General features: G+C 72.2%; 14 protein-coding genes and 1 tRNA gene. 6 read left to right on the forward strand and 9 right to left on the reverse strand.

Annotation, left to right across the window (positions count from 1 at the left end):
• Positions 1-170: 170 nt before the first annotated feature.
• From ACXJKL_RS05235 to ACXJKL_RS05255, 5 genes are all read right to left on the reverse strand, one after another.
• A tRNA-Gln gene (locus ACXJKL_RS05235) sits at positions 171-242 on the reverse strand.
• A 54-nt stretch (positions 243-296) separates the two neighbouring features.
• Entirely contained in the window at positions 297-1,250 is a 954-nt protein-coding gene (locus tag ACXJKL_RS05240; RefSeq protein ID WP_457206002.1) for a CPBP family intramembrane glutamic endopeptidase, read from the reverse strand.
• Positions 1,251-1,257: 7 nt separating this feature from the next.
• A complete protein-coding gene (gene gltX, locus ACXJKL_RS05245; RefSeq protein WP_457206015.1) occupies positions 1,258-2,700 on the reverse strand; it encodes a glutamate--tRNA ligase in 1,443 nt (480 codons plus the stop codon).
• A gap of 26 nt (positions 2,701-2,726) precedes the next feature.
• Positions 2,727-3,536, reverse strand: coding sequence for a fumarylacetoacetate hydrolase family protein (locus ACXJKL_RS05250; RefSeq protein WP_457206003.1), 810 nt, complete (start codon positions 3,534-3,536; stop codon positions 2,727-2,729).
• Between the two features lie 9 nt (positions 3,537-3,545).
• Positions 3,546-4,925, reverse strand: coding sequence for a pyridoxal phosphate-dependent decarboxylase family protein (locus ACXJKL_RS05255; protein WP_457206004.1), 1,380 nt, complete (start codon positions 4,923-4,925; stop codon positions 3,546-3,548).
• A 96-nt stretch (positions 4,926-5,021) separates the two neighbouring features.
• Here ACXJKL_RS05255 and ACXJKL_RS05260 point away from each other — a divergent pair, with 96 nt between their 5' ends.
• Entirely contained in the window at positions 5,022-5,915 is an 894-nt protein-coding gene (locus ACXJKL_RS05260) for a 3-methyladenine DNA glycosylase (RefSeq protein WP_457206005.1), read from the forward strand.
• Here ACXJKL_RS05260 and ACXJKL_RS05265 read toward each other — a convergent pair.
• Positions 5,903-6,544, reverse strand: coding sequence for a hypothetical protein (locus ACXJKL_RS05265; protein ID WP_457206006.1), 642 nt, complete (start codon positions 6,542-6,544; stop codon positions 5,903-5,905). The genes ACXJKL_RS05260 and ACXJKL_RS05265 overlap by 13 nt on opposite strands.
• 52 nt (positions 6,545-6,596) lie before the next feature.
• On the opposite strand from ACXJKL_RS05265, the gene ACXJKL_RS05270 reads away from it, so the two are divergent.
• Positions 6,597-6,884, forward strand: a complete 288-nt coding sequence (locus ACXJKL_RS05270; protein WP_457206007.1) for a DUF2087 domain-containing protein — start codon at positions 6,597-6,599, stop codon at positions 6,882-6,884.
• Positions 6,877-7,485 carry a pentapeptide repeat-containing protein gene (locus ACXJKL_RS05275; protein WP_457206008.1) on the forward strand — a complete coding sequence of 203 codons (609 nt, stop codon included), beginning with the start codon at positions 6,877-6,879 and terminating at the stop codon, positions 7,483-7,485. Before ACXJKL_RS05270 ends, ACXJKL_RS05275 begins: the two co-directional genes overlap by 8 nt.
• Here the strand turns inward: ACXJKL_RS05275 and ACXJKL_RS05280 are convergent.
• Positions 7,475-8,113: a TetR/AcrR family transcriptional regulator C-terminal domain-containing protein gene (locus ACXJKL_RS05280; RefSeq protein WP_457206009.1), complete on the reverse strand. Its 639-nt coding sequence runs from the start codon at positions 8,111-8,113 to the stop codon at positions 7,475-7,477. The two genes, ACXJKL_RS05275 and ACXJKL_RS05280, sit on opposite strands and share 11 nt — an antisense overlap.
• A gap of 121 nt (positions 8,114-8,234) precedes the next feature.
• Here ACXJKL_RS05280 and ACXJKL_RS05285 point away from each other — a divergent pair, with 121 nt between their 5' ends.
• The 3 genes from ACXJKL_RS05285 to ACXJKL_RS05295 are packed head-to-tail and all read left to right on the forward strand — an operon-like array spanning position 8,235 to position 10,137.
• On the forward strand, positions 8,235-8,846 hold the full coding sequence (locus ACXJKL_RS05285) for a biotin transporter BioY (protein ID WP_457206010.1): 612 nt from the start codon (positions 8,235-8,237) through the stop codon (positions 8,844-8,846).
• Entirely contained in the window at positions 8,843-9,532 is a 690-nt protein-coding gene (locus tag ACXJKL_RS05290) for an energy-coupling factor ABC transporter ATP-binding protein (protein ID WP_457206011.1), read from the forward strand. Before ACXJKL_RS05285 ends, ACXJKL_RS05290 begins: the two co-directional genes overlap by 4 nt.
• The gene (locus tag ACXJKL_RS05295; RefSeq protein ID WP_457206012.1) at positions 9,529-10,137 is read left to right on the forward strand and encodes an energy-coupling factor transporter transmembrane component T family protein; all 609 of its coding nucleotides are present in this window, start codon (positions 9,529-9,531) and stop codon (positions 10,135-10,137) included. The genes ACXJKL_RS05290 and ACXJKL_RS05295 overlap by 4 nt, the downstream gene beginning before the upstream one ends.
• A gap of 20 nt (positions 10,138-10,157) precedes the next feature.
• On the opposite strand, the gene ACXJKL_RS05300 is transcribed toward ACXJKL_RS05295, so the two are convergent.
• Positions 10,158-10,544, reverse strand: a complete 387-nt coding sequence (locus ACXJKL_RS05300) for a VOC family protein (RefSeq protein WP_457206013.1) — start codon at positions 10,542-10,544, stop codon at positions 10,158-10,160.
• A gap of 43 nt (positions 10,545-10,587) precedes the next feature.
• The coding region (locus tag ACXJKL_RS05305) for an amidase (protein WP_457206014.1) at positions 10,588-11,467 on the reverse strand (880 nt) is incomplete at its 5' end.

The following is an 11,467-nucleotide window of genomic DNA, read 5'->3' on the forward strand; positions in this document are numbered from 1 at the left end:
GATTCGAACCGGCGCTACCGCCGTGAGAGGGCGGCGTGCTAGGCCGCTACACAACGGGGGCAAGCACTGCAGTGTGATGTGACGTCACTGTGACGCATTTGGTGAAGCGATCGGAACTCTATCCGGAACTGCGGAACGGCTCCAAATCCCTGCCTGACGGCCGGAACTCGCTGGGATACTAGGACTCGAACCTAGAATAACTGGACCAGAACCAGTCGTGTTGCCAATTACACCATATCCCACTGACTTACTACATCTCGGCCCTTCCGACGTGTCGTCCGGACCGAGAAGAAACCTTACACGGACCGGCGCGGGCCCTCCAAAACGCCCCCGCGCACCGTGCTGGAGAGGCCCATCCGGCGGGCGGTCCAGGTCGCCAGGACGAGGTAGACGAGCGACTGGGTGAGCGTGCCCGGAAGGCTCCACCACGTGCCGCCGGTGGGGTTGAGGGTGCTTGCCATGTCGGAGTAGGCCAGCGCCAGCCCGAAGGCCAGCCAGTTGTTGAGGACGTGCATGGCGATGCCGGCCTCGAGGCCACCGGTGAGGATGACCAGGACGCCGGCGACGAGACCGAAGGCCAGCCGGTCCACGAACACCGGCCAGCTCTGACCGAGACCGTGCGCCAGGGCGAAGAGCAGCGAGGAGAGACCGACCGCGAAGACGCGACTGCCGAACAGGCCGCCGAACGCCTGCTGGAGGTAGCCCCGGAAGGCGTACTCCTCCCCCGCCGCCTGGAGCGGCGTCAGCAGCAGCACCACCAGCAGGAAGTCGCGGGTCGTGCTGGTGAACGCGTTGGGCTCGGTGGCGATCTCGGTGCCGCCCTGCTGGGGCACGAACGTGCTCACCACGACCGTCGCCACCAGCGCCACCACCGAGATGCCCACGCACGCCAGCAGGAAGCGCCAGCGGATGCGTGCGGCCACCGAGGCCAGCCAGCCCGGTCGCAGGCCGTGCAGCCAGCGGGTCAGCAGCCAGGTGATCGGGATGGCGGTGGCCAGCACCAGGTTGACGTAGGCGAGCCCCACCGGGGTCGGGTCGTCGAGGTCGAGGAGGCGGTCCATGCCGGCCCCCACCGGTTGCCCGGTGGCCAGCAGCCACGCGACGTACGGCAGCTGCCACAGGAACGGCGAGAGGGCGAAGAGTCCGATCGTGAGCAGGACGACGCCCAGGATCGGCCGCCACGCGCCGCGGCGGCCGATCCGGTGGATCAGGTGGTAGCCCAGCTCCCGGGGCCGGGCCTGCTCGGACACGGGACGGTCAGGCAGACATCGCGTCACGCAGCCGGGCCAGCGAACGCTCGCGACCCAGCAGCTCGAGCGACTCGAAGAGCGGCGGACTGACCTTCCGGCCGGTCGCCGCGATCCGGACCGGACCGAACGCGAGGCGCGGCTTGAGGCCACGCTCCTCGACCAACGCCGTGCGCAGCGCCTCGTCGATCTCGCCGGTGCTCCAGGTCGAGATGGCCGACAGGGCGTCGTACGCCGCCCGGACGACGTCGCGACCGGCGTCGTCGAGCGTGTCGGTGCGGGTGAAGTCCGCCTCGTCGACGAACAGGAAGCCCAGCATGTCGGCGGCCTCGGTGAGCTTGTTGATGCGCTCCCCCACGAGCGGCATCGCCTGGTCGAGCAGCTGCCGGTCGGGCAGGTCCGCGGGGTCGAGGACCCCGGCCTTCTCCAGGAAGGGCAGGCAGCGCTCGGTGATCTCGTCCAGAGGCAGCAGCCGCAGCTGCGAGGTGTTGATCGCGTCGGCCTTCTTCAGGTCGAAGCGCGCGGGGTTGGGGTTGACGTCCTTGATGTCGAAGGCGTCGACCATCTCGTCGAGGGTGAAGACGTCGCGGTCAGCGGCGATCGACCAGCCCAGCAGCGCGAGGTAGTTGAGCAGCCCCTCGGGCAGGAAGCCCTGCTCGCGGTAGAGCTCCATGTGCGCCTCGGGGTCGCGCTTGGAGAGCTTCTTGTTGCCCTGGCCCATGACGTAGGGCAGGTGGCCGTACCGCGGGGTCTCCTCGGCCAGGCCGATCGCCTTGAAGGCCTCGAAGAGCGCCACCTGGCGCGGCGTGCTGGACAGCAGGTCCTCGCCGCGCAGGACGTGGGTGATCCGCATCGTCGCGTCGTCGACCGGCGCGGTCAGCGTGTAGAGCGGGTCGCCGTTGGCACGAGCCAGCGCGTAGTCCGGCACGAACTCGGTCTGGAAGGTGATGTCGCCGCGCACGAGGTCGGTGAAGGTGATCTCCCCGTCGGGCATCCGGAACCGGACGACCGGCTCGCGGCCGTCGGCGCGGAAGGCGGTGACCTGCTCGTCGGTCAGCTCACGGCAGAAGCCGTCGTACCCCATGACCTTGGAGCCGGAGGCCTTGCGGCGGGCGGTGACCTCGTCGGTCGTGCAGTAGCAGTCATAGGTGTACGACGACGCGCGCAGCCGGGCGAGCACGTCGGCGTAGATGTCGCCGCGCTCGGACTGGCGGTAGGGACCGAAGTCGCCGCCCTTCAGCGGGCCCTCGTCCCAGTCGAGCCCGAGCCACTGCATGAGGTCGAGGAGCGAGTCGTAGGACTCCTGCGTGTTCCGCTCCTTGTCCGTGTCCTCGATCCGGAACACGAACGTGCCGCCGGCGCCGTGCCGCTGGTGGTGGCGGGCGAAGGCCCAGTTGTAGAGGGCCGTGCGAGCGAGGCCGACGTGGGGGCTGCCCGTCGGGGACGGGGCCATGCGGACGCGGACGGGGGTCTGGGTGCTCAACGCTGTGCCACCTTGTTGACGAGGGTGCCGATGCCGGCGATCGAGACCTCGACCTCGTCACCGACCTCCATGGGGCCGACACCCTCGGGGGTGCCGGTGAGGATGACGTCGCCGGGCAGCAACGTCATGACGCTGGACACGTGCGCGATCAGCGAGGGGATGTCGAAGATCAGGTCGGCGGTGGTGCCGTCCTGGCGGACGTCGCCGTTCACGTGGGTCTGGATCCGGACACCGTCGACGAAGGTCTGCGGGTCCAGGTCGGTCTCGATCCACGGGCCGAGCGGGCAGAAGGAGTCGAAGCCCTTGGCGCGCGTGAACTGCACGTCGCTCTTCTGCAGGTCGCGGGCGGTGACGTCGTTGGCGATCGTGTAGCCGTGGATGACGTCGGTGGCCTGCTCCGGCGGGACGTCGCGGCAGATGCGGCCGATCACCACGGCGAGCTCGCCCTCGTAGTGCAGGTCCTGCGTCTGGCGCGGGTAGAAGATCGGGTCGCCGGGGCCCACGACGCTGGTGTTGGGCTTGAGGAACATGAGCGGCTCGGCGGGCAGCTCGTGACCGAGCTCGGCGGCGTGGGCGGCGTAGTTGCGGCCGATGCCGACGACCTTGCTGCGCGGCAGCACCGGGGCCAGCAGGCGGACGTCCTCGAGCCGGTACTGCTGGTCGAGCAGCTTGACGCCGACGTACAGGGGGTCTCCGGCGAGTGCGACGACGACCGTGTCGTCGGCCGGTTGGCCGTACTCGTCGACCTCCCCGGTCACGACGCCGTACATGGGCTCTTCTCCGGTGGTGAATCTGGCGATGCGCACCCGGCGAGCCTAGCCGCCGGCGGCACCTCGCAACGCGGCGAGGCTGCGGGCCACGTCGTCCTCGGTGGTGGACCAGTTGCTGACCGACACCCGGAGGACGGCCCGGTCGTGCCAGCGCGAGCCGGTCATCCAGGCGGTGCCGTCGTCCAGCATCGCCTGGACCACCGCCCGCGTGCGGTCGTCGTCGCCGAAGGCCGCGCACACCTGGGTGAAGGCCACGTCGTTGAGGACCTCGGCGCCCTCGATGTCGTCGATGCCCTTGGCCAGGGACGCCGCGTGCGTGCAGAGCCGGTCCACCAGGTCGGCCACGCCGTCGCGACCGAGGGCGCGGAGCACCGCCCACACGGGGAAGGCCCTCCCTCGCCGGCTGATCTCGGGCACCTTGTCGAACGGCTCCCCCGCCTCGTCGAGGATCAGGTAGTCGCCGAGCATGCCCATCGAGGCTCGGAGCGCGGCCCGGTCACGGACGATGGCGAGCCCGCAGTCGTAGGGGACGTTGAGGGTCTTGTGGGCGTCGGTGGCCCACGAGTCGGCCTCCTCGAAGCCCGCGACCAGGTGGCGGCGGGTCCCCGACGCCGCCGCGAACAGACCGAAGGCGCCGTCGACGTGCACCCACGCCCCGTGCTCGTGGGCGAGCGGGATCGTCTCGGCGAAGGGGTCGAACGCGCCCGAGTGGACGTTGCCCGCCTGGAGCACGACGACGGTCGGCCGGTCGTCACCGTCGGCGAGGGCGGCGGCGAGCGCGACCGGCTCGATGCGCCCCTCGCGGTCGACGGCCACCGGCTCGGGGGCACCGAGGCCGAGGTAGCGCAGGGCCAGGTCGACCGTGTCGTGCCGCTCGGCACCGACCAGCACCCGCACCCCCGGTGAGCCCACCAGACCCTGCTGCGCCRGATCCCAGCCCGCGCGGCGCAGGACGGCGTCCCGCCCGGCGGCGAGGCAGGTGAAGTTGGCCATCGTCCCGCCCGTGACGAAGCCGACCGCGCTGCCCTCGGGCAGTCCGAGCAGGTCGACCAGCCACCGCTCGGTCGTGTCCTCGACGGCACTGTGGGCGGGGGTGAGCCGGCGCAGGCCGGAGTTCTGATCCCAGGCGCTGGTCAGCCAGTCGGCAGCCAGGGCCGCGGGATGGGTGCCACCGATGACGAAGCCGAAGAAGCGCCCGGAAGGCATCGCCGTGAGCCCCGGCTCGCAGGCCGCGACGAGCAGGTCGACGACGTCGGCCGCGTCGCTCGGGCCGTCGGGCAGGTCGGGACCGAGTCGGGCCACGACGTGCTCGATCGAGGCGGAGGCGGGCACCCGGCGCGTGTCCAGCGAGGCCAGCCAGTCGAGCGTGTGGGTGTGGGCGCGCTCCAAGGCAGCGCCGTGGTCCTCCATCGCTCCAGTGTCCATGCGCGCCACGTGCCCGGTAAGGCCCGGACGGGCCAGTCCTCCCGGGTGCGGGCGACGATCCGGCGTGCGACGCCGGGGCGACCTACCCTGTCCTGCGTGCAGGTCGTGGATCAGGAGCAGGTGCTGCGGCGGGACCAGTGGCGGCCCCGCGCGGACGCCCACGCCGCCCGCGTCGACGCCCACCTGCGACCGCACCTGTCACGCCGCGCGGGTGGGGTGAAGCACCCGGTCCACGACTTCCTCTTCACCTACTACTCCCAGCGTCCCGCCCAGCTCCGCCGCTGGCACCCCGGGTACGGCGTGCGGCTGCTCGACGCGCCGGAGTACGACGGCCTCCGCGGCTACGGGTCCGGCGCGGTGACCGCCGCGTACGTCGACGGGCAGGCGACCCTGCTGCGCGGGCTGGCCAACCTGCTCCGCGCGACCGAGTCGCGGCCCGCGCACGTCGGCTGCTTCGGGCTGCACGAGTGGGCGATGGTCTACCGACAGTCCCCCGACGAGGTGCGCCACCACGACTGGCCGCTGCGGCTCGGGTCGTCGGGCACCGACACCGTGGTCGAGCAGCACAAGGTCCAGTGCTCCCACTTCGACGCCTTCCGCTTCTTCACCGGGCCCGCACGACCGCTCAACGCGCTGCAGCCCGGGCGCGACGACCGCGCGGCGTACGAGCAGCCGGGGTGCCTGCACGCCGGGATGGACCTCTACAAGCACGCCTTCCGGCTCACGCCGATGATCAGCTCCGACCTGGTCGCCGACTGCTTCGAGCTCGCACGCGAGATCCGCGAGCTGGACATGCGCGCCGCGCCCTACGACCTCGCCGACCTGGGCTTCGAGCCGGTGCGCATCGAGACGCCGGAGGGCCGGGCGGCGTACGTGCGGGAGCAGCGGGCGTTCGCCGAGCGGGGCGCTCCCCTGCGCCGGCGGCTCGTCGAGGAGTGCGAGCGGCTGCTCGCTCAGGACTCGCGGTCGCTGCTCGCTCAGAACTCGTAGTCGAAGGCCTCGATGGCGTCGGCGAAGACGAGGCCGACGCGCTCGCGGGAGGCGTCGGAGTAGAGCTCGCGGTAGTGACCGGCCGGCCGGGCGTGCGACTTGGCGCGCGGGAGGTCCGGCTCGCCGGGGAGGCCGAGGTGGTCCCAGACGTCGGCGAGCTCGGTGTCGAGGTGCTCGTAGCGCAGCACCCGGTCGACGACGAGGCGACCGCGGATCCGGTACATCCGTCGGTTGTTGGCGAGCTGCTCGATCCACTCCTCCGAGACGTAGGTGTCGAAGTCGGGCAGCTCGTCGCGGTCCTTGTACTTCCAGTAGTAGAGCGAGACGACGGCGTCCCAGGGGTTCCGCTCGATCGCGAACTTGTAGTAGTCCCGCCACGTGTCCGGGCCCACGGCGTCACGCGCCAGGCGGGCGCTCATGTGGTTGAAGGCCTTGCGGGGCAGCGGCGGCGACTGGAAGTTCTGCGGACCACGCCCACCCGCGGCAGTGCGCAGCTCCTCGTCCTCGGGGCTGATCAGGGTGATCACGTCCTCCGGGCCACAGACCTTCGACAACGCGATCTCGACGCTCGTGCCCGCCGTCTTGCGAGTCTTGAGGAAGAGGAAGCGGTGGGCATGGGACGCGATCACGCCCCGACCCTACCGGCGGCGTGCCCGCCGGACGCGGGCTAGCGTGGCGCCCGTGACGAGTCCCCTCGAACCCGACGCGCAACGGGTGCTGGCCCGCTTCCTCGACGACGACGGCCGACTGCGGACGATCCCGTCCAAGCGGGCCAAGCTGCTGGTCGTGCTCGACCACCTCGCGCAGTCCTTCGAGCTCGGGCGGACCTATCCCGAGGCGGAGGTCAACGACATCCTGGGGCGGTCACACCCCGACCACGCGGCCCTGCGGCGCTACCTCGTCGAGGACCGGTTCCTCACTCGCGAGGACGGGTACTACTGGCGCAGCGGGGGGACCGTCGATGTCTGAGCCGATGCAGGCCAGCGGTCGGGACTTCCACGACGACGACTGGTACGGCGACCGCCTGGGCGCCGCGCGCTTCACCGAGTGCACGTTCACCGGGGTCGACTTCAGCGAGTCCACGACCTCCGGCGCCGTCTTCGACCAGTGCACCTTCCACGCCTGCCAGTTCAGCTCGTCGACCCACACGTCCACGGCGTTCGTGGCGTGCGACGTACGCCGCTCGAAGTTCTTCGACGTCACCCTCGACGGCTGCAAGCTGGTCGGCACGGTCTTCTCCGAGTGCGTCATGCGACCGATGACCGTCCGCGGAGGGCAGTGGCAGGGCGTCACGATCCGGGGCACCAACCTGGCACGGCTCGACCTCACGGGCGTCGACCTCCGCGAGGCCGACCTGTCCCTCAGCGACCTCACCGCCACCTCGCTCCGCAACGCGCGTCTCGACCGGGCCACCCTGCGGGAGACCAGGCTGACCAAGGCCGACCTGCGTGGCGCGTCCCTGGACGGGGTGGACCTCGCCGCCGCCCGGCTCCAGGCGACGCGGCTCGACCTGGCCGGCGCGGTGCTGCTCGCGGAGCTGCACGGCGCCGAGGTCGACGTCAGCCCCTGACCCGACCGACCGCCGGGGCGTCCGTCGGAGCGTCCGCCGGAGCGCCCGCCGGGGCGTGGACGCCGAGGCCGTCGAGGACGAGCCGGAGTCCGAGGTCGAAGTCAGCGGTCCGGTCGACGACCCGGGCGGTGGAGCCGTCGGACGCGACCGGGCCCTCGATGGCCCCGGCGCTCTCCGCCTGGAGCGCGGTCTGCTCCTCGAAGGTGTGCCCGAAGACGAAGTGCAGCAACGTCCTGGCCCCGACGCCCACGAGCGACTCGCCGAAGCCGGCGCGGGCGAGGATCTCCTCGAGCTCGTCGGCCGGTCCCCGTGCGCCGAGCCCGAAGGCGTAGACCGTCGCCACCAGGTCCGCGCCGTCGCGGTAGGCCAGCATCGCGTCGCGCAGCTCGTAGCAGACCTCCACCAGCTGGTCGTCCCACCGACCGTCGGTGCGCGGCCGGCGGCCGCGGGCCAGCACCTCGTCGGCCACGGCGGCCAGCAGTGCCTGCTTGCTGGGGAAATGGTGGTAGATCGCGCTCGCCTGCAGGCCCAGCTCGGCACCGAGCCGCCGCATGGTGAGCGAGGCGAGGCCGTAGTCGTCGAGGACCCGCAGGGCCTGCTCGACGATGTCCTCACGATGGTGGCGCACTGGACTCCCCCTCATGGATCGAGCCGGTCGCGGCGCGAGACCGCGTTGACGTCGTACGCGCGCCACCCTAACCTGAACACCGTTCAACTGACCACCGTTCAGGTAACGCGAAGGAACCCCCATGCAGACTCGTCGCGCCGGCACCGACATCGCCCTGATCGCGGCCTTCGCCGCCCTCATCGCCGTCTGCGCCCTCCTCCCGGCCCTCTCGGTGGGCACCCCGGTGCCGATCACCCTCCAGACCTTCGCGGTCCTCCTCTCGGGGGCCGTCCTCGGCATGCGCCGGGGCTTCCTGGCCGTCCTGCTGTACGTCGTCGCGGGTGCCGCCGGCCTGCCGATCTTCTCCGGCGGCGCGGCCGGACTGGCGGTGCTGACGGGCCCCTCGGCGGGCTACCTGATCGGCTTCCCGCTGGCCGCGGGCCTGTGCGGCTTCATCGTCGAGCGCCTCCCCCGCCGCTCGCTGGCGAGCGTCCCGGCCATCTTCGCGGCCGGCCTCTTCAGCTCCGCGGTCTTCATCCACACCCTCGGCATGGCCGGGCTCGTCCTGCGGGCCGACCTGACGTGGGCCCAGGCCTTCGACGTCGACAAGATCTTCTGGATCGGCGACATCATCAAGAACCTGGCGATGGCCGTGGTCGCCACCGCGGTCCACCGAGCCTTCCCCGACCTGCTCACGAGCCACGGACGCGCCGACTCGACGCACGAGCCGGCGGAGGGCACGCTCGCCACGTGAGTGTGATCTCCCTCGACCAGGTCACCGTCCGGGTCCCCACCCACGACGGCGACCTGCAGGTCCTGCACGAGACGTCGTTGTCGCTGTCCGAGCAACGGGTCGCGCTCGTCGGTCCCAACGGCTCGGGCAAGTCGACCCTGGCGCGCCTGCTCAACGGGCTGGTCACCGCGAGCACGGGCCGGGTGCTGGTGGACGGTCTCGACGTCGCCCGGTCCGGGCGGGAGGTACGACGCCGCGTCGGCTTCGTCTTCACCGACCCCGCGGCACAGCTCGTGATGCCCACCGCCCGCGAGGACGTGGCACTGTCGCTGCGTCGTACGCACCGCGACAAGGTGGAACGGCTCGCGGCGGCCGACGCCGTGCTGGCCGACTTCGGACTGGCGGGCTTCGGGGACCGCAGCGTGCACGGCCTGTCCGGYGGCGAGCGCCAGCTGCTGGCCCTGGCCGGGGTGCTGGCGACCGGGCCCTCCGTCCTGGTCGCCGACGAGCCGACCACGCTGCTCGACCTCGGCAACAGCCGTCGGATCGGCGACCTGCTGCTCGCCCTCCCCCAGCAGCTGGTCCTCGTCACCCACGACCTCGAGCTGGCCTCCCTCTGCGACCGCGCGCTGCTGGTGCGGCACGGCCGCGTCGAGCACGACGGCGCTGCCGACGAGATCGTCTCGCGCTACCGGGCCACCGCATGAGCGGCGACCTGCTCGGCATCCACCAGCCCGGGGACACCTTCCTGCACCGGCGCCGGGCCGGGACCAAGCTGCTCGGCCTGATGCTGGCCAGCATCGTGGTCGTGGTCGTCCACGGGCCGGCGTCGGCGTTGGTGTTCGTCGTCCTGGCGGCCGGCCTGCTGGCGTGGTCGGGCGCCCGCCTGGACGTGACGCTGCGCGCGATGCGCGGTCTCCTGGTGATGGCCGCCGTGCTGGGTGCCTGGACGGCCTGGCAGAGCGGGTGGCCGCGATCGGTGGAGGTCGTGGGTGACCTGGTCGCCCTGATCCTGCTCGCCACCACCCTCACCGTGACGACACCGGTCGACGAGGTCATGGACGCCGTGGTCCACGGGTTGCGTCCCTTCCGGCGGGTGGGGGTCGACCCGGAGGCCGTCGGCCTGGCGTTCTCGCTGATGCTGCGCGCGATCCCCTCGACTCTCACCCTGGCCGGCGAGGCGCGGGACGCCGCCCTGGCACGCGGTCTCGAGCGGTCGCCACGGGCGCGGCTCACCCCGCTCGTGATCCGCGTGGTGGCACGGGCCCGCGAGACCGGGGACGCACTGCACGCGCGCGGCGTGGGCGACTGAGACGGTCGCCGCCGCATCGATCAGGTCAGGGGCTGGGCGAGGAACCAGCGGTGCCCGAACGGGTCGCGCAGGACCGCCACCCGCCCGGCCGGGGGCGAGTCCTCGGGACCTCGGTCGAGCGGCGTGCCGGAGGCGACCACGCGCTCGCAGACGCCATCCACGTCGTCCACGGTCAGGTGCATCGAGACGGACGCGCCGCGTGCCGGATCGGGGGCGGCCACGCCTGCCGAGGCGAACTCCTCCGACATCATCCAGCGCGCACCGTCGACCGCGAGCTCGACGTGACCGACCCGTCCGTCGGCCATGACGATCGGCTCGAGGGTCACCTCGGCGCCCAGCACGGCGGCGTACCAGTCGATGGCGGCGCGGGCGTCGGCCACGCAGAGGTACGGCGTCAGCTCGCTCATGGGGCCAGCGGACCACGCACGGCACCGGTTGTCCACACGCCGCTCACCAGCCCGGCGGCCTCAGGTGCGCCCACGGCCGCGCCTCCTCCAGCTGGGCCGCGGCCGCCAGCAGCACGTGCTCCTCCGCGGGCCGGGCGGCCAGCATCACCCCGACGGGCAGCCCCGCGGCGGTCCGGCGCAGGGGCAGCGAGACGGCCGGCATCCCGGTGACGTTCCAGGCGCTGGTCCACGGCGTGAACCGCTTCTGGGCCTCGAAGTCGGCCGCCGGGTCCGCGTCGTCGCGCAGCGCCCCGACGAGCGGTGGCGGGGTGGCCAGGGTCGGGGTGAGGACCAGGTCGTACGGCGCGAGGGCGACGAGCGCCGCCGCGGCGTACTGGCGCATAAGGGCGATTGCGGCGCCGAACTCGGGACCGCTCACCGCCCGACCACGGGCGGCCAGCCAGCGGGTGAGCGGGCGCAACAGGTGCTCGGTGCCGGGCGGGGCGGGCGACATCGCCGTGAGCACGGACCAGCAGGTCTCGAAGGTCGCCACCGCCTCGCGCGGCAGCGGGACCTCGACGTCCTCGACCTCGTGACCGAGGTCGGCGAGCAGCGTGGCCGTGGCCTCCCAGGCCTCGACGCTGCTCGCGTCGACCTCGCTGTCGGTGAGGACCGGTGTGATGAAGCGCGCGACCCGGAGTCGACCGGGCTCGCGCTCGCAGGACTCGAGGAACCCGCGTGGCGGTGGCGGGGCCCAGGAGGGGTCGCCGGGACGCCTGCCGGCGAGCACGTCGAGCAGGGCGGCGGCGTCGCGCACGGTCCGGGCGAGCGGGCCCGCCGTGGCCAGGCCGGTCGGGTCGCCGTACGTCGGCGCGGCACTGATCCGCCCCCGCGTGGGMTTGAGGCCGACCAGCCCGCAGCAGGAGGCCGGGATGCGGATCGAC

The sequence above is a fragment of the Nocardioides sp. P5_C9_2 genome, from assembly GCF_054049555.1.